At 49.2% G+C, this 525-nt stretch carries 2 rRNA genes; both read right to left on the bottom strand.

Annotated features, from left to right (window positions below):
- Nucleotides 1–149 (bottom strand): 23S ribosomal RNA (locus tag AB4Z29_RS32360); the annotation flags it as partial.
- Between the two features lie 246 nt (nucleotides 150–395).
- Nucleotides 396–512: ribosomal RNA gene (gene rrf, locus AB4Z29_RS32365) — 5S ribosomal RNA — on the bottom strand.
- Nucleotides 513–525 lie beyond the last annotated feature (13 nt).

Raw genomic sequence — 525 nt, forward strand, 5'->3', positions numbered from 1 at the left:
ACTGTCCATTACGACAGCTGGGTTTCCCCATTCGGAAATCCTCGGATCAATGCCTGCTTACGGCTCCCCGGGGCGGTATCGTTGTTCGCCACGTCCTTCTTCGGCTCCTGGTGCCTAGGCATCCTCCGTGCGCTCTTACTAGCTTAACCTATCGTTCCGGTTGATTCGGCTTGCTCGCCTTTTTCCTTTTGTTTCTCTGATCTCCTAAGACATCAARTGGTTGAAACAAAAAGAAAAGATGTCGAGACAATCTCGAACAACCTTCACTAACAATTAAATCATTGTAGCTTAAAGGATGTTTCAGCAATTTCTTTTTCTTTCGTTATCCAGTTTTCAAGGTGCAAAGTAAAGCACAGACAACCTCTCGGTTGCTGCTAGGTGTAAGTATAACACCTGCTTGGCGACGTCCTACTCTCCCAAGACCCTGCGGTCTAAGTACCATTGGCGCTGGAGGGCTTAACGGTCGTGTTCGGTATGGGAACGCGTGGTTCCCCTCCGCCATCGCCACCAAACGGATGACATGAC

The sequence above is a fragment of the Paenibacillus sp. 2TAB23 genome (genome assembly GCF_052115165.1).
In the GTDB taxonomy this organism is placed as follows: Bacteria; Bacillota; Bacilli; order Paenibacillales; family Paenibacillaceae; genus Pristimantibacillus.